Annotated in this window: 21 protein-coding genes and 1 pseudogene; 16 read left to right on the top strand and 6 right to left on the bottom strand. The window is 50.1% G+C overall.

The window, feature by feature from the left end; all coding sequences use genetic code 11:
• The first annotated feature begins 3 nt into the window (after window positions 1–3).
• From AC1Q6D_RS28460 to AC1Q6D_RS28485, 6 genes are all read left to right on the top strand, one after another.
• Window positions 4–1,389 carry an SLC5/6 family protein gene (locus AC1Q6D_RS28460; RefSeq protein ID WP_057978337.1) on the top strand — a complete coding sequence of 462 codons (1,386 nt, stop codon included), beginning with the start codon at window positions 4–6 and terminating at the stop codon, window positions 1,387–1,389.
• A gap of 9 nt (window positions 1,390–1,398) precedes the next feature.
• Window positions 1,399–1,917, top strand: coding sequence for a redoxin domain-containing protein (locus tag AC1Q6D_RS28465; protein ID WP_103404600.1), 519 nt, complete (start codon window positions 1,399–1,401; stop codon window positions 1,915–1,917).
• A gap of 2 nt (window positions 1,918–1,919) precedes the next feature.
• The gene (locus tag AC1Q6D_RS28470) at window positions 1,920–2,891 is read left to right on the top strand and encodes a hypothetical protein (RefSeq protein ID WP_146041497.1); all 972 of its coding nucleotides are present in this window, start codon (window positions 1,920–1,922) and stop codon (window positions 2,889–2,891) included.
• Window positions 2,888–5,077: a dihydrolipoyl dehydrogenase family protein gene (locus tag AC1Q6D_RS28475; RefSeq protein ID WP_103404598.1), complete on the top strand. Its 2,190-nt coding sequence runs from the start codon at window positions 2,888–2,890 to the stop codon at window positions 5,075–5,077. The genes AC1Q6D_RS28470 and AC1Q6D_RS28475 overlap by 4 nt, the downstream gene beginning before the upstream one ends.
• Window positions 5,074–6,156 (top strand): FAD-dependent oxidoreductase, encoded by a 1,083-nt coding sequence (locus AC1Q6D_RS28480; RefSeq protein ID WP_103404597.1) that lies wholly within the window; start codon window positions 5,074–5,076, stop codon window positions 6,154–6,156. Before AC1Q6D_RS28475 ends, AC1Q6D_RS28480 begins: the two co-directional genes overlap by 4 nt.
• A gap of 75 nt (window positions 6,157–6,231) precedes the next feature.
• The gene (locus tag AC1Q6D_RS28485) at window positions 6,232–6,657 is read left to right on the top strand and encodes a DoxX family membrane protein (RefSeq protein ID WP_103404596.1); all 426 of its coding nucleotides are present in this window, start codon (window positions 6,232–6,234) and stop codon (window positions 6,655–6,657) included.
• Window positions 6,658–7,101: 444 nt separating this feature from the next.
• Here AC1Q6D_RS28485 and AC1Q6D_RS28490 read toward each other — a convergent pair whose 3' ends face one another.
• Entirely contained in the window at window positions 7,102–7,872 is a 771-nt protein-coding gene (locus AC1Q6D_RS28490) for a YkgJ family cysteine cluster protein (protein WP_103404621.1), read from the bottom strand.
• Between the two features lie 752 nt (window positions 7,873–8,624).
• Entirely contained in the window at window positions 8,625–9,440 is an 816-nt protein-coding gene (locus AC1Q6D_RS28495) for an AraC family transcriptional regulator (RefSeq protein WP_103404595.1), read from the bottom strand.
• A 152-nt stretch (window positions 9,441–9,592) separates the two neighbouring features.
• Here AC1Q6D_RS28495 and AC1Q6D_RS28500 point away from each other — a divergent pair, with 152 nt between their 5' ends.
• The 9 genes from AC1Q6D_RS28500 (at window position 9,593) to flgB (ending at window position 16,817) form a co-directional block, all read left to right on the top strand.
• A complete protein-coding gene (locus AC1Q6D_RS28500; RefSeq protein WP_103404594.1) occupies window positions 9,593–10,108 on the top strand; it encodes a YHS domain-containing (seleno)protein in 516 nt (171 codons plus the stop codon).
• A 513-nt stretch (window positions 10,109–10,621) separates the two neighbouring features.
• Window positions 10,622–11,665, top strand: a complete 1,044-nt coding sequence (locus AC1Q6D_RS28505) for a methyltransferase domain-containing protein (RefSeq protein WP_103404593.1) — start codon at window positions 10,622–10,624, stop codon at window positions 11,663–11,665.
• 9 nt (window positions 11,666–11,674) lie between these two features.
• On the top strand, window positions 11,675–12,496 hold the full coding sequence (locus AC1Q6D_RS28510; protein WP_103404592.1) for a phosphate ABC transporter substrate-binding protein: 822 nt from the start codon (window positions 11,675–11,677) through the stop codon (window positions 12,494–12,496).
• Window positions 12,497–12,503: 7 nt separating this feature from the next.
• Window positions 12,504–13,313, top strand: coding sequence for a phosphate ABC transporter permease subunit PstC (gene pstC, locus AC1Q6D_RS28515; RefSeq protein ID WP_256590268.1), 810 nt, complete (start codon window positions 12,504–12,506; stop codon window positions 13,311–13,313).
• A complete protein-coding gene (gene pstA / locus AC1Q6D_RS28520) occupies window positions 13,310–14,149 on the top strand; it encodes a phosphate ABC transporter permease PstA (RefSeq protein WP_103404590.1) in 840 nt (279 codons plus the stop codon). The genes pstC and pstA overlap by 4 nt, the downstream gene beginning before the upstream one ends.
• Window positions 14,142–14,927 (top strand): phosphate ABC transporter ATP-binding protein, encoded by a 786-nt coding sequence (locus tag AC1Q6D_RS28525; RefSeq protein WP_103404589.1) that lies wholly within the window; start codon window positions 14,142–14,144, stop codon window positions 14,925–14,927. Before pstA ends, AC1Q6D_RS28525 begins: the two co-directional genes overlap by 8 nt.
• A 290-nt stretch (window positions 14,928–15,217) precedes the next feature.
• Complete coding sequence (locus tag AC1Q6D_RS28530) at window positions 15,218–15,649, top strand: DUF6789 family protein (protein WP_103404588.1); 432 nt, start codon at window positions 15,218–15,220, stop codon at window positions 15,647–15,649.
• A gap of 46 nt (window positions 15,650–15,695) precedes the next feature.
• Window positions 15,696–15,884: a hypothetical protein gene (locus AC1Q6D_RS28535; protein WP_146041496.1), complete on the top strand. Its 189-nt coding sequence runs from the start codon at window positions 15,696–15,698 to the stop codon at window positions 15,882–15,884.
• A 519-nt stretch (window positions 15,885–16,403) separates the two neighbouring features.
• Window positions 16,404–16,817 carry a flagellar basal body rod protein FlgB gene (flgB, locus tag AC1Q6D_RS28540; RefSeq protein ID WP_103404587.1) on the top strand — a complete coding sequence of 138 codons (414 nt, stop codon included), beginning with the start codon at window positions 16,404–16,406 and terminating at the stop codon, window positions 16,815–16,817.
• Window positions 16,818–18,073: 1,256 nt separating this feature from the next.
• Here the strand turns inward: flgB and AC1Q6D_RS28545 are convergent.
• The 4 genes from AC1Q6D_RS28545 to AC1Q6D_RS28560 form a co-directional block, all read right to left on the bottom strand.
• Entirely contained in the window at window positions 18,074–18,712 is a 639-nt protein-coding gene (locus tag AC1Q6D_RS28545; protein WP_103404586.1) for an ATP-binding cassette domain-containing protein, read from the bottom strand.
• Window positions 18,709–20,391: an ABC transporter permease gene (locus AC1Q6D_RS28550; RefSeq protein ID WP_103404585.1), complete on the bottom strand. Its 1,683-nt coding sequence runs from the start codon at window positions 20,389–20,391 to the stop codon at window positions 18,709–18,711. The genes AC1Q6D_RS28545 and AC1Q6D_RS28550 overlap by 4 nt, the downstream gene beginning before the upstream one ends.
• On the bottom strand, window positions 20,391–21,593 hold the full coding sequence (locus tag AC1Q6D_RS28555; RefSeq protein ID WP_103404584.1) for an ABC transporter substrate-binding protein: 1,203 nt from the start codon (window positions 21,591–21,593) through the stop codon (window positions 20,391–20,393). Before AC1Q6D_RS28555 ends, AC1Q6D_RS28550 begins: the two co-directional genes overlap by 1 nt.
• A 129-nt stretch (window positions 21,594–21,722) precedes the next feature.
• Entirely contained in the window at window positions 21,723–22,793 is a 1,071-nt protein-coding gene (locus AC1Q6D_RS28560; protein ID WP_207291508.1) for a radical SAM/SPASM domain-containing protein, read from the bottom strand.
• A gap of 381 nt (window positions 22,794–23,174) precedes the next feature.
• On the opposite strand from AC1Q6D_RS28560, the pseudogene AC1Q6D_RS28565 reads away from it, so the two are divergent.
• Window positions 23,175–23,637, top strand: a pseudogene (locus AC1Q6D_RS28565) (transposase); the annotation flags it as partial.
• Between the last annotated feature and the right edge of the window lie 41 nt (window positions 23,638–23,678).

The raw sequence follows: 23,678 nt of genomic DNA on the forward strand, positions 1-23,678 counted from the left end.
TTAATGGAGACGAATGGCTTACTGGGTGTGTTCTTTTGGGGTTTTTTGGTGGTCTATGGCGTGATTATGATCGCCCTGTCACCACGCGCAGTAACCGTAGGAGGCTTTTTTCATGGAGAAGATGCAAAAGGTCGCCGCGCAGCTCCCTGGCTGCTGACCTCCAGCATTTTCATTAGCTGGATTTTTGCAAAATCCGTGACCAATGCTGCCAATCTGGGGGCCAGTTATGGTCTGGTGGGTGGTCTGGCATATGCGACTTATTGGCTATCAATTCCTCTGGCCGGATTCGTCATCTTTCGATTACGCCGACGTTTTGGCGCTACCAGCCTTGTGAGCTTTTTGACAAGTCACTATGGGCGGGCGGCGGCTCTCGCGTTTACAGCCGCAATTTTGATACGACTGTTCAATGAGGTGTGGAGCAATACGGCGGTAGTAGGAGGGTACTATGGAGAGTCCGGCAGTCTGTCGTTCATTGCTGCCGCCCTATTGTTCACCGCTGTGACCCTGGCCTACAGCCTGCGTGGCGGTCTACGCAGCTCAATCGTGACCGATGCAGCGCAAGCAGCAATTTTTTTAATAGCACTGATCTGGGTACTCGGGTTGGTGTTGCCACAACACAGTGCAATCGAACTGGCCAGTACCAGTCATTGGGCACTCGATTCGGGTGTGGATCTGCTGCTTGTCGCCGGATTACAGGTGTTCAGTTATCCGTTCCACGACCCAGTACTAACAGATCGCGGTTTTATTAGTGAAGAGAAAACCATGCGCCGCTCCTTTGTAATCGCCGGCGTGTTGGGTTTTTTCTCTATCCTCGCCTTCAGCTTGATTGGGGTTCACGCCAGCCTGGTTCATATCGCTGTATCGGACAACGTGCCGGCAGCACTGGCAAAATCTATGGGTGTAGTGGCCCTGCTGGTGATGACAGTGGTGATGGTCTCTGCGGCGGGATCTACCTTGGATTCGACCTTCTCGAGTTTGGCCAAGTTGGCTGGGCGTGAATTGCCAGCACTAGCCGGACATGACCTAGGGCGGAAGGCTATCGGAGCTGGAATGGCGGCGATGGTGGTTTTTGCCGTACTAGGCAACATACCGATGATGGCCGGTACCGATATTCTTAAGGCAACCACCATCAGTGGAACGATGGTGATAGGGCTTGCTCCGGTTTTCATCCTTCATGGTTTGATACGCCCAACTTGGTTGAGTTTTCACTTGAGTTTCTGGATTGGCATGGCATTGGGTGTATCACTCGTCCTTGGCTGGGTACCGGAAAGTTGGGCAATTGGTGAAGGTAAATATGCCTTGCTTCTTGGCGCCAATCTTTACGGTCTAATGCTGTGCACCCTAGGCTACCTGTTGCCTGGGTTAATTCTTCAACCTGAGAAATGTTAGGAGATTGCTATGTTGTTGCTGATGCCTCGTCAACCAGTGCCGTCTTTGAGTGTATCCCTTGTGCCGGAAGGGCAATGGACCCTCAATGTTGAGCCCCCTGCGAATTTTACGTTATTGGTGTTCTACAGAGGGCTACATTGCCCGCTTTGCCGTAAGTCTCTGCAAGAGCTCAACGGGCTTGTGGGAAGTTTTGCCGAAAAGGGTGTTCAAGTCATTGCTCTCTCTAGTGACAGCCGGGAGCGCGCCGAGAAAACGCAAGAGATTTGGACGATCAATAACGTACGCCTAGGCTACGGCTTGAGCATTGAGGAGGCTAGGCGCTGGGGACTATACATTTCAAAAGCTACACCAGGTTCCGATGAGCCTGCGCTGTTCTCGGAGCCAGGGGTATATCTGATCCGCCCCAATGGCACCTTGTACATGGCCTCAATCAATACCATGCCTTTCGCTCGCCCTCATTTCGATGAAATTCTTGGAGCAGTCGATTACATCATTGCCAAAGATTATCCGGCGCGTGGCGAGGCCTGAAAATGACTTTGCGTCCTGGTCGCGATTGTCCGTTGGATTACCGGCTACCTTCGGCGGCATTCAGTGGTGAGACACAGCTGAGTTGCCAGAGCCTCTACGTAGTAGGAGGACTTTACGGCAATCTCCAGGCGTTGGATGCGCTTGAACAGTTGTTACTGCAGGAACCGGGTGCGCAAGCTGTATTCAACGGTGACGCGCATTGGTTTGATCGCGATCAGCAACTTTTCCTCGAGATAGAAGAACGGCTCATTCAGCACTTACCCCTGCGCGGGAATGTTGAAACCGAGCTCGGACGCAGTGGGGATAATGGCGCTGGCTGTGGCTGCGCTTATCCTGACAGCGTTGCGGAACACACTGTTGACTGGTCCAACGCTATACATCGTACTTTGCGTACAACGCTCATGGGCTTGCCTGGGCTCCGTGAGAAAATGGCAAGCCGGCCAGCCTACGCGTTGGTGAACGTAAATGGTCATCGTATAGCCATTACTCATGGAGATGAACAATCTCTGGCTGGTTGGCAGTGTTCGCGTGAGGCCTTACAAAACGCCTCTCGCCGTCGACAACTGGCTACCTGGATGACCGAACAACGGGTCTCGGTACTTGCGACTAGCCACACATGCACACCGGCTGCACTGAAGATGGCAGAGGGCGTTGTAATCAACAACGGTGCAGCCGGTATGCCCAATTTTGCCGGTACGCATTATGGCTTGGTCAGTCGAATCGCGAACTCTCAACATCCGTTGGCGATATATAGAACGCAGTTAAATGACCTATTTGTGGAAGCAATACCATTGGTCTATGACCAGACAAGCTTTCTCCTCAACTTCAGCCGACAGTGGCCATCAGAAAGCCCCGCAGCTTATTCATATTGGAACCGTCTGATCGAAGGGCCCAGCGGCACGCCTCATTCGGCGCTGCTGCACGGATTTCATCTATGCCAATCCAACCCTCTACAGGATGCCTGTCTCCCATGAATGTTCGTAAGCTACTAGTACTGGCAGTGATCTTTGGCTTGATAGCCAGTTTTTTTGCCCTTGATCTCGGTGAATATCTCAACCTATCGACCCTTAAGGCCCAACAAGCTGCGTTGAACGCCCAGGTTGAGGCCAATCCTTTTTTAATTGGGGGGATATTCTTTCTACTGTATGTCGTCGTCACCTCACTCTCACTACCCGGCGCAGTTTTGATGACCTTGGTCGCAGGGGCATTGTTCGGTTTGCTTGGCGGCACCTTACTGGTGTCGTTTGCTTCGACTCTGGGGGCAACCTTGGCCATGCTTATCAGCCGGTTCCTGTTACGCGATTGGGTGCAAGCAAAATTTAGTCGCCGCTTGGCGGGTATCGACAAGGGCATTGAGCGCGAAGGGGCTTCCTATCTATTCGCTTTACGCTTGGTACCAGTATTTCCGTTTTTTTTGATCAACTTGGCCATCGGCCTGACTAAATTATCAGCTTCTTCCTTTTGGTGGATCAGTCAGCTAGGCATGCTACCGGGCACATTAGTCTTCGTTAATGCGGGACGAGAATTGGGACAACTGGAGTCTCTAGCTGGGATTCTGTCACCGGGATTGCTTGGTGCTTTTGTGCTGCTAGGTCTTTTGCCGATTCTATCGCGAAGGCTGCTTGGCTTTTTCAAGGCTCGCCAGGTCTATTCAGGGTGGGTCAAGCCCAAGTTTTTTGATCGAAATCTAGTGGTGATTGGTGCCGGTTCGGGCGGTTTGGTGTCGGCTTATATAGCCGCGGCGGTAAAGGCCAAGGTAACCCTTATCGAGAAAAACAAAATGGGTGGAGACTGCTTAAACACAGGCTGTGTTCCCTCAAAAGCGTTGATTCGCTCGGCCAAGTTAGCCAATGAGCTAAAGAAGGCGGAGCAATTGGGTTTCAAAAACGTCAGTGGCGAGGTGGATTTCGCCGCAGTTATGCAGCGTGTTCAGCGAGTGGTATCAGAGGTGGAGCCCCATGACTCCATCGAGCGCTATACCGGGCTCGGTGTTGAGGTTGTGGAGGGTAAGGCGAAGATCACCTCACCATGGACAGTCGAAGTCAATGGCCAAACCTTGAACACGAGGTCCATTGTCATCGCTACAGGCGCACGGCCGCTTGTGCCTAGAATTCCAGGTATCGAATTGGTGGAACCGCTTACCTCTGACAATATTTGGGATCTGCGCGAGCGTCCTAAGCGGCTGCTAGTTCTCGGTGGTGGGCCGATTGGCTGTGAGCTGGCGCAAGCATTCCAGCGCCTAGGCTGTGCTGTTACTCAGGTTGAAATGGTCGAACGCCTCCTTATTCGTGAAGATTTCGAGGCCAGCGAAGCGGTGATGGCTAGCCTGCGCGGTGACGGCGTTGATTTACGTCTCCAACACAAAGCGGTGAGATTTGAGTTGACCAATGGTCAGCGACACCTCATATGTATCAACTTGGTTGATGGCGAAGAGGTGCAGTTACCTTTCGACGAAGTACTGCTGGCCTTGGGACGGGTCGCTAACGTAAAAGACTTTGGCGCTGAGGAGCTGCAGCTCGAGGTACGCGCCAACGGTACATTGGACACCGACGAATATTTGGCTACGCGCTTCCCGAACATCTTTGCTGTGGGAGATGTTACTGGCCCCTATCAGTTTACCCATACCTCGGCGCATCAGGCGTGGTATGCCGCCGTAAATGGCCTATTTGATGGTTTTAAACGGTTTAAGGTGGATTACCGAGTGATTCCGTGGGCCACGTTTACTGATCCTGAGGTGGCGCGTGTAGGTCTCAACGAATTGGATGCTAAAGCTCAAGGCATTGCCTATGAGGTTACTCGCTATGGACTTGACGATCTCGATCGCGCCATCGCTGATGAGGCCGCACATGGTTACGTCAAGGTGCTAACAGAGCCAGGCAAAGATCGTATCCTCGGCGTAACCATAGTTGGAGAACATGCCGGTGACCTAATCACCGAATATGTTGCGGCGATGAAGCATGGTTACGGGCTTAACAAAATCCTCGGCACCATCCATATCTATCCCACACTAGCTGAAGCTAACAAGTATGCGGCGGGTGAATGGAAGAGGGCGCACGCACCCCAACGTGTATTGCGCTGGTTGGGCAAGTTTCATCAATGGCGTCTAGGTCAAAGTCAACTTCCGGCTGAAGCACTGGCCTCGAGCGACAAAATCTCGTGAGCAATAAATTCGATTTGTTGCTTGCGGGGGCAGGTCATGCGCACCTCGGTGTTCTGCGTTTGTGGGCAGGCGATAAACCTCCCAGTGGACGGATAGGTTTGATTTCTCCCGATCAACACGCTTGGTATTCCGGCATGCTTCCGGCGTTGTTAACCGGTCGCTACAAAACGGATCAGTGCCGTATTGACTTGCAACCTCTTTGTCAGGCAGCAGGTATTGAGTTTATAAGTTCTGCCGTTACATCACTCCAGCCAGAAGCTAATTTACTTCACCTAGATACCGGTGAAACGCTACAAAGTGAATGGCTTTCACTCAACTTAGGCTCATTACCTAGACCTCCGGAATCGGAGGATGCAGGCATGGAGTTGCTACCAGTTAAGCCATTTTCTAGCTTTATCTCACGCTGGGAGCAATGGCAAAAGAAACCTCAGAGACTTGCGATATTAGGAGGTGGTGCAGCAGGGGTAGAGCTGGCTCTAGCACTAGCTCGAACAGTGCCATCGCTAGCGCTTTTTAGCGCCGCGAATATTTTGGCGGGACATACACCTGCTTTGCGTGGTGCTGCAATTAGGCATCTACATCAACTGGGTGTTGAGCTCCACGAGCGCTGCCCGGTCGACCGAATTCTAGGAGGGGCACTCATCTCCAAAGGCGAAATCGTTTGGAGAGGTGTAAGACTGATCCTTACCACTGGCGCTAGCCCGTTAGGGTGGCTTTGCGAGTCCGGTCTTAGCTGTAATGAACAGGGATTCATCCAAGTATCGCCCACACTGCAGAGTGTTTCTCACCCGCAAATTTTTGCAGCAGGTGATTGCGCCAACCTTGTTGGCACTCCACGAAATGGTGTCTATGCGGTCCGACAAGGTCCTGTTTTGGCTGCCAACCTGGCGTCTGCGCTTAAAGGGGAGCTATTTACCAACTACGTTCCGCAACGAATTGCTCTAGCCTTGCTATCCGACGGTGAGGGAGGAGCGATGATGAGTTGGGCGGGATTTACTGCAGAAGGATCTTTTATAGGAAAGTGGAAAGACTATTTGGATCGAAGGTTCATGACTCGTCATAGAGCCAGCAAACAATGACGCATGTATTAAGGCGCCTATTACTACGACCTAGACCAAATTCCGGTATAGGTGAGAAACGGAGAAAATAACGTTATGAAAAATTGGACCCTGCTGTTTTTAAGAATCTCACTTGGTTGGTTACTCGTTATCTGGGGGGCAGATAAGGTATTCAACCTGGAGCATAGCAAGGCAGTCGCGAACAAGTTTTATTTTGGGGTCCTGACGTTAGATTCAGCCCTTCAGGTGGCTGGGGCGCTACAAATACTGGTCGGGCTCTTGGTGGTTTTGGGTTTGGCACGGCGCTGGACCTACTCCGTACAACTTTTGTTAAATGCGGCTTCGCTCTTTGCCGTTATGAGGTCTGTTGTTGATCCGTGGGGTTGGATGTATGAGGGCAGCAATGTACTTTTCTATCCTTCTTTGATTATATTTGCTGGCAGCCTCGTGCTTATAGCATTTCGGGATCAGGATCGATTGGCACTGGATACCTTTCGACGTGGAGATTCATCGAGACGTTGAAGTTACTCTCTACAGAGAGGTCGTCGTCATCTAAACAGTATCTTAGGGGTTGGGTTGAGAGAAGTTCTAAATAAGTTGGCGCTGATACAGGTCAAACTGTAAAGATTATTTGCTCTGTCAATTTTAAGATTTCACTCTGGACTGGGTGAAAAATAGGGGTCGCTCCACGCTCCCCGATATTAGGCCGTATTTATACGGCCTTTTTTTAAAATTGAAAATGATGTGTCAAGCCAAAAAAACATAAATACACTTGGGTGTATCAAATGGTGCACAGTTTGTATATGCAATTTAAGAAATGTATTGCCATCCCTGGCGCAGGTTTTGATAGCGCACTTTGAAAGGCAACTATCTAACCGTTGCTCTACTCATGGACGTGCCGCAAATAACACAATAAGTTCGTCGAATGAAACACGCTGCGCGCTTGTAGCAGAGCGCTATTTCACATCACTTTCCAAGTGCTGAGCTTACCTGTTGCAATGGGATGAAGGTATAGATACCTGTGCCGGAATTCGAAATTTTGGCACCATGAAGTTTCATTGCGTCTGCAATAGAGTCGCCTGAAAGTTGAAAGCACCAGTTGGATTCAGAGGGAGGAATAATCGATTGTCTCTGAACCTGCTCTATCGCTGCGGCGAAAGATGGCATATCTGGTAAGTAGGTAGCGAAACCATCGCCTTTCAACGCAGTCGTGCAGATACCCAATAGAGTACAAATCGCTTCCTTGGTAATGATTTCGTCCCGGTCCGCCTGTCGGGATTGCTCGATCAGAGTCGCCAACTCAGAATCGACCAGCTTTCCACCAACAATCAAATCTGGCCCTGCCTCCCATGAATGCGGAGGGCAGTCTTTTGTAACTGGTCGCAATGGGATGTGAGGATTAATTTCCATTGGATAAATTCGGCATACCAACGGGCGACGCTCATAAATGTTACACATATTATCTGAGCTCAAATTTCGACATGGGCCGGCATTGTATGCAGCGAATGTAATCGCAATATAAGCTCTGGCTTCACCACTTGAGACAAGAAGGGAGCGACTGCGTGCGTGGTTCAATTGATGTTCTGGTATGCCATAACCATTTTCAAGAAACGCTTCTACCAATATGATTACTGCCCCTCCATCTGTCGCCCATCGTTTAGATTCGTTAAGCGTCAATGGAACATGGTGATCATTGCAGCATTTACCACATCCAACACATGAATATTGTATGTCCATTAGCAGGTTGTCCACTCTGTCGTTATTGTTTGATATTATCGTGACTGGATTGAGAACAGTATCTTGGCACATCCAAACCTGCTCGAAAAATAGTGTTCCTTGGCGATAATGAACCGCTTGTCATATCGCAGTATTGAGGCTTTTAACATGCCAAAAAGCTGAGCTCCACCAATAAGATAGATTATAGCTGCAGTGACTCAAGAGTTACATCAGGAGATTGAACAGAATGCTCAATTCTTACTAAAAAGCGATTGATTAATGGCGTGAGGTGAAATTTTTCGGTCGCTAGTTTAAGTATAGTATCGCGCTGAAGGAGTGCATCGGGCAGCATTAACATATGATGCATATCATCGATTAGCTAACACTGTTAAATGCACGCCGTGCACGAAACTACCGATGATAGTAATGTGCTTGGACAACCCACATTAACAGAAATATTTAAACGGTAATCAATTAACAGCAGGGTTCTAGTCAAGAGCGACCATCTTAAGGTGTTTTTTAGACAAAACGTAGTAATATATCCGTGAGGGAATCCTTGACACTTCAAATAAAACGAGTCTATCGCCAGTTATATTGAAGATTGCATAGGGGGTGACGTATATAACTGAACTATACAAAGTTAGAGATAATATCGTTTGATGTGACTAGGTATAAGTTGTGTACGTTAATCATCATGGTTTCAAAAAAATGTCGTATAACTGAAACGTTTAATGTCTCTGCAAGGTTAAATTCCTTTGTTGCGCCTCACTTACTTATTGCTTGATCCATTCATTCGGTGTGCAACCTATTTTACGGAAAAAAGCTCGAGTCAAAGCGCTAGCGCTACCATAACCGACATCGTAAGCAACCTGTTTAAGAGGAAATCCACTCATCAAAAGTCTCTGCGCAATCATGACGCGCCATGAGGCAAGATAATCAGCAGGAGTGTCACCTGTAACCAAGCGAAAGTGATAGGAAAAACGAGCGCGGGACATCCCCGCAAGCGATGCCATAGAACTTATATTCCATTCGTGAGCAGGATTATTGTGCACGGCAATGAGCGTTTTGGCTAATCGGATATCTGACAATCCCGCCAATGTACCAGCATGCGTTAATCCCTGTTCGACACAATAGCGAAGCAATAAAATCATCAGTACTTCAAAAAGGCGATCCATTACAGCTTGTCTTCCGCTACGTATAGAGAGAGACTCTTCGAACATCATGTTGATTACGCTATCAGCTCCAGGAAGGACACTAACTTCGATCATTAGTATATTGGGAAGTGAGTCTATTATGGGGTTCGCTCGGCCACCATCAAATTGAACTGTCCCACAAATAATATCAGCTCCAGCAGACTCATCTGTTTGTAAGCGATGGGGCTCAGGACGCGGTAAGAACAATAAAGTTGGATTAATCACGTCAATCACGTCTTCTTGAGCGCCAATCAACTTGACTGGCCCGCGCTTCACCAGATGAACATGACCTCGCGAAGGTATCGCCTGAAAGGATTGCTCCCCACAAATCGTACCGGAGTAAAAAACTCCAGCATGCAAGGAGAACTGGTCCAGCAAATGCGTCAGTCTGTCCATGAGAGCTTAATCGATACGAATGGTGCTTATTATGATACGTTTGGTTACCATACGTATCAAGCAGCGATGTAATCTATCGATAGTCGTCTGACGCTGATTTTTCATCACTAACCAGCAAAAGCGACATAAATCTAATGACTCTGGAGGTCCACATGAAAACGCTTATTCATCTCTCACGACGTAATATCATCGCTTCTACTGCAGTGCTGATGGTTGCAGCGATGGTATCAATTTCGATACCGTTAACTGCTAATGCTTATGATGAACAGTCTACTAGTGCGTTGAATGTCGATAGCAATGGCATCGCACTTCAAGGATACGACCCGGTTTCATACTTCACTCCTGGAGGGCCGAAGCTCGGCACATCAAATTTCATTGATGTTAACGAAGGAGCAACCTATCGATTTGCTAACACCGATAATCGAGACGCTTTCAAGAAAAATCCTGAAAAGTACAAACCAGCTTTCGGTGGTTTCTGTGCAATGGGCGTCGTATTCGGGAAAAAACTGGATGTAAATCCGCAGTTGTGGCGCGTTGTGGATGGAAAACTATACCTGAATGTACATAAAGAAGCCCAAGCCCGCTGGTTAGAAGATGTCCCCGGCAATATCAACAAGGCCAACTTGAACTGGCTCAACATCAGAGACCTAACACCGGCAGCGTTATAACCGTAAGGCAAAATTCCACTCACAACTTAGGACGTCAGGGTCGGACTGCAATGATTTTGATATGAGGGCAGATTATAATCTGCCCTCATCGCACAAGAATATTTCTAAAGCGGCTTTTAATATGTTAGCACTTGTATCGACTAATCCTCTTCTCGAGAATCTCTGATATTAATGTTTTGCCCGCTTATCAAAGTTTAAGGTAAGTCATGAATGAATCTCTGGCCGCATTAGTGGCGATATGCTACTAGCTTGATTTCTCAACTGCTTCGTACTTTCCTTATCCAGTACGTTCTGAGCGGCTCTCGGCGAACTCTGCCCCCCCCAAGCTATGGTTGAGAATCTACCTCCTTTAGAGGTCAATTGTCGGATCAAGAAAAAGACTTTGTAACAAATCTGGACTCGACTCATCAGTACCGAGAGCAGTACTCAACGGCACACCAGGATTTTGACCTGGTTGCAAACGGAGTGACTCGCCGCTCCTAACGTTTTGAATCACGGTCACAGAGGAATCACATGCGCGAATCTGTTCAGAATTATTATGGCAAAGTCCTGCAAAGCAACGAGGACCTGAAAACCAGCGCATGCTGCGATGTCTCCAATGTACCCACTTGGCTTAAGCAATGTTTAGCAAAGATCCATCCAGAGGTCAGCGCCCGCTACTACGGCTGTGGACTGGTTGCGCCCGCATTGTTGGAGGGCTGTCGAGTACTTGATCTCGGCAGTGGTTCAGGTCGTGATTGTTATGTCTTGGCGCAGGTGGTGGGGGAAAACGGTGCGGTGGTTGGGGTCGATATGACAACCGAACAATTAGCTTTAGCCGACGCATACCTCGATTATCATGCTCAGCAATTCGGGTTTTCCAATGTGCGGTTTCTCGAAGGTTATATCGAGGACCTTGGTGCGCTTGGGCTAGCTGATGCCGACTTTGACGTAATTGTTTCTAACTGCGTAATCAACCTTTCCCCAGACAAGGGTAGAGTATTGAGTGAGGCTTATCGCTTGCTCAAACCGGGTGGTGAGTTGTATTTCTCTGATATCTACGCTGATCGTCGTTTACCGGAATCACTCCGTCAGGATGAAGTGTTGTATGGCGAATGTTTAGGCGGGGCCATGTACTGGAGCGACTTTGAGAATCTGGCTCGTCGATACGGATTTAATGACCCACGGCTGGTCGAAGATCGGCCAATTGAGATCAATGATGCCACTCTAGCAGAAAAGCTCGGTGACGTTCGCTTCTTCTCAGCCACCTACCGGTTGTTCAAACTTGATAATTTGGAATTGGCCTGCGAGGACTACGGCCAAGCAGTAATCTATCAAGGCAGCATCCCAGGTGCACCTGCAGCGTTCGTATTAGACAAGCATCACCGTTTTGAAACTGGTCGTATCTTTCCTGTCTGTGGTAATTCCTGGCGAATGCTGCAGGACACCCGATTTAATTCGCATTTTCAGTTCATTGGTACCTTCAATAAGCACTTTGGAATGTTCGAAGGCTGCGGCGGGGGGCTACCATTTGAACAACAGCTCACAAGCACCCCCGTTGCAGCCACTTGTTGCTAAGGATCGGTGATGACGATGTCAAAATTATCTATATGCTTAACGCTTATCGCCGCTGCCTTATTGGCTGGCTGCGGGAAAGAGCAGACACAAACCATCACTCTCTCTGGCTCCAGCACTATCGCACCGTTGATGGTCGATATAGGTAAGCGTTTTGAAGCCGGCCACCCGGGCATACGTGTAGACGTTCAGGCCGGGGGGACATCGCGCGGAATCCAAGATGCGCGTTCCGGGTTGGCGGCGATTGGCATGGCATCACGCTCGCTAGACACTAATGAAAGTGATCTAACACCGTATTTGATTGCAAAAGACGGTATTGCAATGATCGTACATCGTGACAATCCGCTAAACGACATCAGCAGCGAACAGGTTGTCAATCTTTATACCCGGAAGATTGGAAACTGGAGAGAGCTTGGTGCTACACCTGGCCCTGTTGTGCTTGTACATAAAGCGGAAGGGCGCTCAACCTTGGAGTTGTTTCTCAAACATTTTAAACTGAACAATGATGACATCAAGCCCGACCTCGTTATTGGTGACAATCAACAGGGTATCAAGTCGGTAGCTGGCAATCCGCTAGCAATTGGATATGTCTCTATTGGCAGTGCGGAATATGAGTCTCAGCATGGAGTCGCGATAAAACTGTTGTCCTTGGACGGAAAGCAGGCTTCGACGGAGGCTTTATTAGATGGTCGTTACCCATTGAAACGTGACCTAAATCTGGTGATTCGGGGGAATCCAAGTGCCAATGTGAAAGCCTTGCTTGAATTTTCCCAATCTTCGGAGGTTGCCGATCTTGTCGCTGAACATTACTTCATCACTGCGACCAAGCGCTGACCGGTTTTTGCGAAGTGCGAGTCTTCTCTGCGCTCTAATTGCGGCGAACCTGTTGTTGTTGATCCTACTATTTCTGACTCAGGCCAGCTGGCCTCTACTTCAAGACCCGGCTAGATTGATGAGTGCTAATTGGCGACCCTCAAACGGTGAGTTCGGCTTACAAGCCATGTTAGGGGCATCGTTGCTTAGTAGTCTGTTGGCCCTATTACTAGCAGTCCCCACAGGTTTGTTGGTCAGTCTGTGGATGATCTTCTATGCGCCTGTTTATCTTTCTCGACCATACAGCGCAATGATCCGCTTGATGGCCAGTATTCCCTCGGTGGTTTACGGTTTATGGGGTTTGGTTGTGTTGGTACCGCTACTCAACCAATGGATACCTCCTGGTGCGAGCTTGCTGGCAGCAGGTTTGGTGCTGGCCCTGATGATTCTACCGCTGCTGGTTGTGCAAGCAGATACGACGTTACGTGTGGCCTCCAATCGGTATATGGCGCCTGCATTGAGCCTGGGTGTCTCACAGTGGTCGGTGATTCGCCGGGTCTTGATACCGGCCTCATGGCCTCGGCTATGGCCCTCCATACTTCTGCAACTTGGACGTGCGCTTGGTGAAACCATGGCGGTGATGATGGTCGCAGGTAATGTTGTGCAATGGCCGATGACGCCCTTCGAGCCGGTACGAACGCTGACTTCGAACATCGCTCTGGAGATGAGCTATGCAACAGGTTCGCACTTGGAGGCTTTATATGTAAGCGGGCTGCTGTTACTAATTCTGGCATTACTGTTGATGGGCCTAGCGCGGATTTATGGGAGCAGGACATGAGTAATTCGGAGCTCTGGCGTGGTCGAGCTCTCGGTCTGCTCGCACTGTTGGTTATGGTTGCTCCGCTCAGTTTGTTGATCTCGGTGTTCGGAGAGGGGTTACAAAGCTTAAGTTGGAGCTTTCTGATTGATGAACCGCTGCAAGCGGGGAGAGCAGGGGGGATTGGGCCAATCATTTTATCGACTGCACTGGTGCTTCTGATTTGTATGAGTTTGGCTTTGCCATTGGGGCTGGGGGCTGCGTTGTTCCTTGCTCAAGAGGTTCGTCCCGACAGCCGACTTAACTTACTTTTACAATGGGCGCTTGATGGCTTGGGTGCAGTGCCATCGGTGGTATTCGGGTTGTTCGGTTACCGTGTGTTCGTGGTGGAGTTGGGGTGGGGATATTCGCTACTGGCCGGTGGATGTACGTTGGCTTGCATGATTTTACCGCTGTTTATCCGGGGGACCGAACAAGCATTGCGCGATTGTCCAAACTCCTACAACCAGGCTGCCGCGGGGCTCGCCATCTCTCGATTTGGCTACTTGCGACGCATCCTCTTACCAGTCGCAGCTCCTGGTATCGCCGGCGCTCTAGTACTCAGTGCCGGGCGCGCATTAGCCGAAACCGCGGTGTTGTTGTTTACCGCAGGATATGTGATGCGTTGGCCAGAGAGCGTGTTTGATTCGGGCCGTACGCTTGCTGTGCATATTTACGACTTGGCTATGAATGTTTCTGGTGGTGGACCGTCCTCAGGTGCCACCGCGTTGGTATTGCTTAGCTTTGCGATGGCTATTCAATTACTGGCCTGGCGCATCGGTAAAAAAACTTTCAGCTGCGAGACAAAAAATGATTAACTCTGAAACAGCCCCTCCAGCTCTCAGCATTCAATCTCTAAGCGTACGATACGCCAATCATACAGCCCTGCAGGATGCCAGTTTAGAGGTGGCATCAGGTGAGCTGATGGCCGTAGTTGGTCCCAGTGGTTGCGGTAAAAGTAGCATGCTCTCAGCGGTCAATCGAATGACCGACTTAATTCCAGGCGCTCGGGTGAGCGGAAGTGTGCTGATCGATGACAAGGATGTACTGGGGGGAAAGATGGACGTTCAACAGTTACGTCGTCAAGTCGGCATGGTATTCCAGCAACCCAATCCATTCCCGCTGAGCATTGCCGAAAATATCCTATTTGCGTTACGCGAACATGGTGTGCGGAACAAGGCGGATCTGGAGCAACGGATGGAACAGGCGCTCACGTCCACGGGTCTTTGGGACGAAGTTAAAGATCGCCTGCAAGCGCCGGCTTTGGGGCTTTCTGGAGGTCAACAACAGAGATTGTGTTTCGCCCGGGCCTTGGCCTTGCAGCCGCGCGTGCTGTTGCTCGACGAGCCGTGTAGCGCATTGGACCCAATCGCCAGTGCTACCGTTGAGCGCCTGATTGCAAGCCTTAAGGGGCGTTACACTCTGCTCATGGTGACTCATAACCTGGCTCAAGCTCGACGTTTGGCTGATCACCTTTCTGTCTGCTGGGTAAGAGATGGGTGCGGCTGTGTGCTTGATAGCGGGCCGACCCTGGATTTATTCGAGAATGAGCGGCATCCATTGGCGTATCAATATCTGAACGGGGTGCTTTGCTAGGTAGACTTTCCAATTCTCACTTCAACAACATCTGCACCTACGAGGTCGCTATAAACAGATTTGCCATGTGTGAGACCAGTTTCGTAGAAAAAATCATCAGATGTAACAAAAGCTACTCTCACGCATCAGTAATGGGAGACTGTGATTGACACTGGCTCTCAGGCTCGATGAATACTCTGAGAAATCAGTATTAACGTCGAATTATAAAGCCAATTTGGCTTTCAACAACGGAAGTGAATTCGATACTCAATTTGAGTTTCGGGTTATTCAAAAACACGGAGAGAATGACAATGCCTTATATATTGAGAGGGTTGGTAGCAGGATTCGTGGCGACATTTGTCTTATCAATGCTGATGTTTGTCAAGCAGATGATGGGCGTGATGCCCGAGTTGAACCCAATCGCTATGATCGTGAGCATGCTTGGAGTCACGAGTGTATCTGTCGGATGGGTTATGCATTTCATGATAGGTACTGTCATGTGGGGGATCTTATTTTCTCTGTTACGCAGCCGGATACCAAGTGGAGGTACTCTCAGCGGTATTTGGTTCGGGGTCGGGGCTTGGGTATTGATGATGGTGGTTGTGATGCCTATGGCAGGGGCAGGTTTATTCGGCCTAAACATCGGTGTAATGGCCCCAGTCATGACTCTAATGCTACACATTATCTTTGGTGCTGTCCTTGGTGCTGTATACGGAAAGCTGGGTGGCCACTGCACTCCATAAACTCAGTGCAATCGAAAGTTCTCCATAATTGATATCGAGGCAAACCATGAAGTACGCCATCAGAAGCGTGTTGATTTTGGCCATATTTGTTTCAGCTGGGTGCTCTTCACTTTCGGAAATCAATGCCAGAGGGCAAGCACTCTACCAAGCTGATCCTGAGAGCTATGATGAAATGCCAAATTCTAACGCAAGGTATTTTGAGCTCAACCCCCAATATAACGCTCAAGGTTCTTAGTCAGGCTCGCAGTACAATATGACTCGACTGGGCATTCTTTGTCGGTACTTGAATGCCCATCAGACTATGATCTAAAGGGGGAAAAGGCTATTCCGTTTGTTGCGATAGTTTTCTTCATCCATGAAAGGTATCGTAGTAAGAGTAGGTGGGCGCTATGATTTCTGAATTGAGCTCGAAGCCCATCTGCGCAAAAACAACCATCATTCTGCTTGCCAAGATATGAATGTATTGTTTGAAAAATGATATACCCGGGGTGTTCCTAAGCGCTCGACTGACTCCCTCTGTGTGATACCAAATGTTTCTGGGGTTAATGTAGCGGCTGACTAGGTATGCCCCCCCATTCGGCATAGAAATCGATTATGGTTGCTTAGCTGCTTGATTGTAATTTCAAAAAATAATACGTATTTTTTGAATCTGGAATAAATGCTAAGCCAATGATGCGGATGTATCGCCATTTAAGCTTGAGTACTCGGCGCGTGCAATGTCGGGTAAGTAATAACCCTTGAAAAGGAGATTGGTATGAGTATTAACTTCGAAAAGGCCGTTGGGTCCGCTGAAAGAGCGTTGACTTATCGAAGTCAAAGAGCTGAGGTGCTGAGCAATAATATCGCTAACGCTGATACCCCTGACTTTAAAGCCCGTGACCTAGACTTTTCTGCGGTGTTGACGGACCAGGTAAAACGCGCCACGCCGACTCGGTTTTCTTTACAAACAACCAACCCAAGACATATTGCTGCAAAGGAGTCAGCGGCTGGGATTTATGGGGCGGGGTTACTGTACAGGACACCGATTCAACCATCTCTTGACCAAAACACTGTCGATCAACAGGTTGAGATCGCAAAATATACAGAAAACGCAATTCACTTTGACGCGGCTTTCACTAGGTTGAATGGAGCGTTTAAAGGTTTGCTTAGAGTTCTTCGGGGGGATTAATAGGCGGAATAGTTAACACCCCATCCTCCCCCTGGAAAATGCTACTCGGTGTAAGTAGGGCTTTAATTTAATCAGATGTGCTAGGATCACGTTAAATCATAAAATTGTTTGGAGTGGCTCGCTATTTATGATCCTCAAACAACCTAAGGGTTGAGGCTCAACGGCAAAACGTCGCCTTGAACACTGCTTCAGTTCAACCCAGTTCATCAATAAGTCACAAAGTTTGGCGGTATGAGTTCTGTGGCAATAAGAGAGTAGAGTGAGAACTACAGTCTCAAAAAAACATGTATGCCGAGAAGCAACTTGATGTCGTAGTTATCGCAGGGAGCGAAGACATAAAGTAGTTATCGCTAACATGCGCGCCTGCTAACGAGAAACTTCGAGATCGCAAGTCGTCTGATACCGACCGTGCGTAACCAGTGTAAATAGGTCTCGGCTTTTGATTTCTTTATCTGCGTCATGTAAGAGCCATCGCTGAAATTATAATAGTTTCTACCGACTTTATCACGAGCTAGAGTTAAATTCTCGGATTGAGCCGCACGAGCGAATCGTGTATTAGAATTCTGAGCCGCTGGCAGTTCCTGAAGCGATCCACTAATATCAGTCGATGGATTTCATGCATGTTCAATCATTCACGAATGCATGTTTCGGACGTTTAATGTTGTTGATGACTTGAAGCTTAATGCCTGTAGTATGAAGATTTATCTCTGGCTGGCGGTCGAGTGTGTGTTTCTGGCGTTGAATCTGCTAGTTGAGTGGCGTGATGAAATACCAAGTAATCCGCAGCGATAGGAGCTTTTGGTGCATTACTAGAAAGTTGTAATCGCAGGCTGAAAATGGTGTGTCCGCCTGGAAATATTCAGTCCAGCACGCGCAATAATGTGCACGTGTGAGTTTTATGTCAAAATAGTGTGTCATGTCTGGCAGGCGCACTGTCTGCTTAATCGATAGCCGATACTACAAGACTGCGGCTTTAACTAGGCACGCATCCAAATCCAACTTCACCACTCATAAACGCAACACGTGCAACATCCTCATCCTGGGGCGTCCGCGCCCACCATTAATGTCCGAGTACAATAGAGTGTTCTATGTTTCCAGATGGACCTTGGGCATAAGTTTATTAATTGCTGTTGAGTAACCATTAGATCGTTAAATTTTTCTGCGTACTCCGCACTCTAAGATGTTTTCTTTATCTGTTAAGGTGCAGGATGAATTTAAATGATACGAGTCCAAATTGGGAGAAAGATATGAACAAATCAGCGTACTCTTAGTTTAATTAATATCCCGTCGGCGGCCTTAGCATCCGCCGCGTCATGGGTAACTAGTATCGTTGGCACCCCGTAATCGCGTAAATGGTCAAACACCAGCGACCTCATTTCAGCCCTCAGTATCGCATCGAGCTTCGAGAAGGGCTCATCCAATAATACCGCGCGGGGACGTGACAGCAGCAAGCGAACCAGAGCAACTCGAGCGCGCTGACCGCCAGATAGGGTCTCAGGATCCCTCAAACCAAACCCTTCAAGCCCGACCTCTGCCAGGGCATCGTTAACCTCGCGATCAACTTCCCGCCCCCCGCCACGAATACCAAATCGGACATTGCCAGCAACCGAAAGATGCGGGAACAGCAGGGGGTCCTGAAACAACAGACCAACACCCGAACGTTCAGCCGGTACGCCAGTAATATCGTGACCATCGAGAATCACCTGCCCGGCGGCCTGAAACTCTGCAGGCAGAAACCCTGCAATAAATGCAAGAAGTGAGGATTTTCCTGAACCGGAGGGACCCATCACCGTCAAGGGCTCTCCCGGCCCGATGGTTTGGTTCAGGCTTAGCAATGTCTGCCCGAGTATACTGAGTTTGATATTTCTCAGCTCAAGGTGATGTTTCAAATTCATGCTCCTTGCATGCCTTTCCGGCGGCGCCAGAGAAGTTTGGGAATCAGCATGGCGAATAGGAAACCCAGCAACGGTACCATCGCCTGCACTAGCCCCCACACGCCAATCAGCCGGCGATCTCCGCCCGATGATAGGGCGACGGCTTCGGTAGTGATTGTTACGATACGACCTCCGCCCAGAAGCTGGGTGGGCAGATACTGGCTGGCGCTGATGGCAACCCCAAGGGCAAAGGCCATCAACATCGGCCGCAATAACAACGGCACCCGAATGCGCCAGAAAATGCCGGCCTGTGAGCTACCAAGTGAACGGGCGATCCAGGCCCAACGAGGATCCAATTGCCGATACGACTCTGACAGCGTTAGGTAAATGTAGGGTAGTACGAACAACAAATGTCCCCAGACAACCACCAGTAGAGAGGGGCCGTAACCGGCCATCTCGCTCAACACGGTAATACCCGAGAGAAACCCCACTTGAGGAATAAGCAGCGGAAGGTAGAGCAAGCACAATGCTCGAGTGGCCGGCTTGTTCTGTTGCTGTTCCTGTTCCTGTTCAAGCGCCGCAAGCACCAGAAGCATGGCAATAGAAGCCGCCAACCCAGCCACCACAAGCGTCGTAACTAGCGGACGCTCGATCGTCGGTAACGCCGCTAGCCAGTGGCTAAGCGTAAAATTCGCCGGCCAGGACGATGGGAATCGCCAGAATCCGGCGACCGAGTTCACAAATAGGGCCAGCAAACCCAAGCCTGACAACGAGATCGCCATCACCATACCGGATCGCCCGGTTACCCTAATCAACCGATCACCACCGCGTCTACCACCGCGCCTGATCCAGGCATGGAACAATCGCGCAACAGTGAGCTCAAGAGCCCACCAGGTCACAAGCGTCATGCCGGTAACCAGTAACTGCAACAAGGCACCTGCTGCGGCCAGAAACCGGTAAGACAAGTCCGGATCGTTGAACCATTGCACCACCTGTACACTCAACGTCGAGGGTAGATTGGGACCAAGAATCATGGCCACATCCACCGTAGACGTGGCAAATGCCAGCACCGCATATACCGGCAGGCGGACTAGCCGATACAGGCCAGGAGCCACCACCTTTAGCCAAGCTATTCGCGGATGGTAGCCCAGCGACCGCGCCAACATGACTTTCTGTTGGGCGTTAAGCTGCGGCAAAGCAGCCAAACTGACCAACAGCAGAAACGGAATTTCCTTGATCGCTAGCCCGGCAATCAGTGAGAGACCAAAAGGATCATTGACCACCATGATATCGGGTGGCCGTTCAAATCCGGTTAGCCAAGGCGAGAACCCGCGCAGGAGTAGCCCCGAGGGCGCAATTAGGAAGGCAAAGCCAAAGGCTGCCGCGGCATGGGGAACTGATAACAAGGGCGACATCGAGCGATTTACCCAGCGATCGAAGCGGGTCGGGCTGAAAGTGGCGAGAAAGGCAAACACCACTATCAACGCCAATGCGGTGGTGGCCAGTCCAGTCCCGAAGCTAACCCCTATGGAACGGCTGATTCCGGGTGTATGCCATAACCGTTGCCAGGGTTCGAGAGAAATGGCATCGCCTCCCAGTAGCGGGAGATAGCCAAACGCTGGAGGTATGATCAAGATCATCCCCCCAGCAATCGGCAATATCAGTACCGCAATAATCAGCCAGGATATGTAACGAAGCATCAGTGCGCCATGTACCGTTCTTGCCAGGCTCGCTCCAGCGCTTCAATCCAGCTCGGATGGAGTTCGCCAACAACCTGCTGCAGGCCTTGTGTCGTCACACCACCAACCGGGTTTGGCAGCGCATCAAATCGGGCCCGGTCCTCGGAAGACAGCTTGTCCATAGCCAGCACTGTGATACTTCCCCAGTTCTCCGGATTCTGCTTATGTGCCTGAGCCTCGGGAGACATCAGGAAATTGGCTACCACCACCGCCCCAGCCTTGTGACTGGCATTGAACGGTATGGCCAGGAAACTGACGTTGCCAATGGTGCCGCCTTTCAACACATACGTGCGGACGGTTGGTGGCAACTCACTATTGGCAATCGCCGAGGCAGCCTCATTCGGGTTGAATGAAAACGCCAGGCTCAGGACTCCGTCCGCCATCATACGTCGCAGCGCTGGGCCGTTATCGGGAAAGGTCCTGCCTGAGCGCCAGAGGTATGGGTGCAGGGCATCGAGAAATGACCATAGCGGCGCCGTCACCTCTTCAAAATTTGCCTCTTCCACCGGTTTATACAAGGCGTCACGGTTATCGGACAGTTCCAGCAGAGCCTGCTTCAGGAAGGTCGTCCCCAGAAATTGTGGCGGCTTGGGGTACGAAAATTCACCAGCGTTGGTTTTTGCCCATTTGAGCAACTCCGGCATGGACGTTGGAGGATTTTCCGTTAGGGACTTATCGTAATAGAACACCAACTGGGCCTTGCTCCAGGGTGCTTCATAGCCTTCCACCGGGACGGTAAAATCGGTGGTCATCTCAGGGTTGTTTTCCGGATCCGTAAGCGGGAAGTTCGGTAGCTTGCCAACCCAGGGACCATGCAACAGACCGGCTCGCTTCAGGGTTGCGAAATTCTCCCCGTTGATCCAGATCAGATCCACCGCCCCCTTGGTCGTGTTACCCGCCTGCTGCTCGGCAAACACACGCGAAACGGCCTCGGAGGTATCTGAGAGTTTCACATGGACCAGTTTAATGCCGTAAAGGTCTTCCACCTGCTCGGCGGCCCAGCGTATGTAGTTGTTGGTACGTGACTCACCACCCCAGGCGTTAAAGTAAACGATCTGGCCTTTGGCTTCTTCAACGATGCCGCTCCAGTTCTCGCTAATGCCTGTCTGGGCAAACGTTTGAGTAGATAGTGCCAAGCCAATAGCCAGTATAACCGCCTTCATCACAGGCTCCCTGTTAAGATACGTCGGGAAAGTCAGATCAAAAATATGTCTGTCAGGTATCAATATCGGTCATCGCAAAACCAGGCTAACCGACGCAGCTCGTCATGAATGGATTTGGAGTGTGCAGACTCATGATATGGCGATCAGACCATGCCGGTTTGCCCGTCGCTGATTACGGATATCATCCAGTATCGGACCTAATACTTGGGTGAAATAGCGATCGCAGCCAATACACAGGTTCTGATAATCCGCGCCATCCGGCATGGTTGTGCGAGAGGCTTCGAAGAAATCCGCTGTAGTCCAGCCTTCAGTCAAACCCATACGTTCGGGCTTGCCGGCATTGATGGCCTCCATAGCGGGGTGGCCAGCGAGGCTGTCGAGGATCTCGTATAGCGGCTCTTCGATCAGGTTTCCCAACGGAGAAGCCGTTTTCAGGCAGCACGGATAAACATCACCCGTAGGGTCAATTGAAACTTCCGATCCCGATCGACCGTATTCCAGAAAGTTCAGCCCACCGGACCAGGCATTGCAGAAGTTGTCGGTCAGGTTCGCTTTCGACAGACTGTTCTCCCAGGCCCGACCCCGGGGCCAAAGCTTGCCGATCCAGGCATCATCAGTGGCACCGAAAGCACTGTAGACTGGGCCTTTCTCGTCCATCCATTCCCGTTCGTCAGCACGCAGTCCCGAGGGACGTATCCCAGCCGCCTCGAACTCTCGCTTGAGTTGGTCTAGCAACGACACTTTGCCTTCACCTGCCATACCGACGTGATAATCATCTAGGCCAGATACTGAGATCATCCAGACGTCAAGATCCAGCAATTCACGGATGATTTTCGGTGTTAACAGATCGCCCGTGGTCTGAACCACCACATTGACGCCACCCTTTTCACGATAACGCTCACGCAGACGCTCAAGGGAGGGATACAAAATGCGCTCTCGAACCGGCTCAGTCAGCACATCGCCACCGGACAAAATGATTCGGCTACGCCGCTGTGGCACAGTACCGTCGGGGAGCGGGTTGCGCCAATCTTCGTAGCTCATGCGTTCGGGGAGATTATTGATGATTCTAGGCATGTTTCGCTCTGCCTCACTGATGACAGCCTCCAGTTCATCTCTAACATAGGGACGAAAGCGGCTTTCGTAGCAATGCTTGCAACGGCGATGGCAGTGCCAGCACAGAACATAATAAATCGATTCCAAAGCGGCTCTCCTCAGCGATTTGTCTGATATTTTTCTGACATACAATCAATTGAGATGGATGGCTTCTTTGTTTGTTACACAGAATCTTGACTGAATTTCCTAGCGGAACTTGATCAATCCGATAGCCGACCATTTCTCAATTAATCTCAGCGTTTCACTTTTTAGCAAGGGTCAACACACACCGACCCAAGGACTTCGGAAGCTTCGAATGCGTATTGGCCGTAATTCCGCTGTCCTCTATCCTGAGTTCCTGTGCTGCACCAATGATCAACACGCTTTACTTTGACACTTGTCTACCAGGGGAGGCGTCCATACCATCTGAGAAAGGTTTCCGAGTCTGGTGAAATATCCCCGTCCCACAAAGTGAGCGGTTGAGTCCCAATGAAACAAATCTCCTTCGCTGATGGTGAGTACGAAGGCAAGCGTAAGCAAACCCGCCGTGAGCGCTTCCTTATAGCAATGGATAAGGTCGTGCCCTGGAAGGTGAAGGAGGTCGCCCGGCGTATCCATTGATGGCTATGTTGCGAGTGCATCTGATGCAGATGCTGGTTCGGCCACAACGACCCGGCAATGGAGGAGTCACTGTATAAAACGACGATTATTCGCCAGTTTGAGGGGTTGAGCCTGGAGCGCATTCCCGACGAAACCACGCCCCTCAACTTTCGCCGTCTGCTGGATAACAACCATCTTGTCGAGGCATTCTGTAAGTCATTAACGACTGTCTGGGGGATCGGGTGCTAATGCTTCGTCAAGGCACTACCGTTGGCGCAACGATCATTCACGCGTCGACTTCGACTTCGACCAAGAGTAAAGAGGGTGCGATTCCGAGCTGCATCAGACCAAGAATGTATGGTCAGCCCATCCTCTACAACCCAGCTTGATGAA

Source organism: Pseudomonas sp. MT92 (assembly GCF_058792515.1).